This is a genomic window from Acinetobacter piscicola (assembly GCF_002233755.1).
Classification (GTDB): Bacteria; Pseudomonadota; Gammaproteobacteria; order Pseudomonadales; family Moraxellaceae; genus Acinetobacter; species Acinetobacter piscicola.
In genome coordinates, this window is the sequence record NZ_NIFO01000066.1 from 1 (window position 1) to 608 (window position 608).

Consider the following 608-nt stretch of genomic DNA (forward strand, 5'->3'; position numbering starts at 1 on the left):
AAAATTGAGCAGTAAAGTCGATATCCTGTAAACATTCAGCATTGGTCATAGGTACAGGTTCTTCCGCTGCGTGTGAAAACTGAAAAAAAGCAAGTGAAGTGGTCAATAAGAATAAAGAAGTGTGTTTGAAACGACGAGGCATGCTTAAAACCCTATATTTAAAATTGATTATTCCATTTTTAATCAATCATTTTTGTAATGATAAAAGTAATCGTGAATATTTTTAATACAATTTTAATGTATTTGTTTTTATTGAAAAACACAATAAATTTAAATGGTTAGCTTTAATTTTTTTGTATCATGAAAGATAAAAGTTTGGATACATTTCTTGAATTAAGTCAAAGCATTGTTGTGTATCTAATGATGTTTCATTTAGATAAATATTAACGACATCATAATGTTTATCTCTGATTTTTGTGTTTTCACCTGTAGTTGCAATAATTAGTGGTTTATCACCAATAAAGATAATAAACCCCCAAATTCCGTCACGTGCTAATTGTATAGGGCAAAGTAGCTGACAAGAAAAAATGAGTCTTTCAGTATTAATGTACCATTTCCAATTTTCTAATTTTGGAAATTTAAAATAGCTTAATGATGACTTTTGATCT

The 608-nt window shown here is 28.1% G+C and carries 1 protein-coding gene; it reads right to left on the bottom strand.

Annotated elements, in window-relative coordinates; translation table 11 throughout:
* Positions 1 to 298: 298 nt before the first annotated feature.
* Positions 299 to 608, bottom strand: a 310-nt coding sequence (locus CDA10_RS16705; protein ID WP_157909371.1) for a hypothetical protein, incomplete at its 5' end; no start/stop codon positions are given.